Annotated in this window: 1 protein-coding gene; it reads right to left on the bottom strand. The window is 56.3% G+C overall.

Annotation, left to right across the window (positions count from 1 at the left end; translation table 11 throughout):
- Nucleotides 1-192 precede the first annotated feature (192 nt).
- A partial coding sequence (locus AC1D0P_RS28490) for a M48 family metallopeptidase (protein ID WP_477679805.1) occupies nt 193-501 on the bottom strand: 309 nt, incomplete at its 5' end.

The following is a 501-nucleotide window of genomic DNA, read 5'->3' as shown; positions in this document are numbered from 1 at the left end:
CGATATAGCGAGGGCTCTTTTCAAAGAAGATGAAGCCGATATGCGTGGCCCCGAGCGCCACCGCGCGATCGACCGCTTCCTCGGTCTTCAGCCCGCAGATTTTGATATCGAGTGTCATTTGGCCCAAGTCGCACGAAATGCCTGCGAAGTCGAGTGTTTTTGCGCCGCAAATGCGCTGACATTACGTCAGTTTCAGCTTCCGAAGTCATGGACGTGAAGCAACGCGCCGTTCCTCTTCAACCAATGCTTGGCTTCGAGCGATTGCGGGCAGAGTTTTTCGCAGATCGCCCAGAACCTGTCAGAATGGTTCATTTCGGCAAGATGGGCCACTTCGTGAGCCGCGAGATAGTCGATCACATAGGGGGGTGCCATGACGATGCGCCAGGAAAAGCTCAGGTTTCCGTCATGGGAACAGGAGCCCCAGCGGCTCTTGGTGTCCTTGAGGGTGATCGAACTGACCTTTTTGCCGATCGCGCCAGCATGGGCCGCAGAGCGTTCAGC

It is taken from the genome of Polaromonas sp. P1_G2, assembly GCF_056405515.1.
Note: the sequence above shows the minus strand (reverse complement) of the source record. Positions and strands in the feature narration are given on the sequence as shown.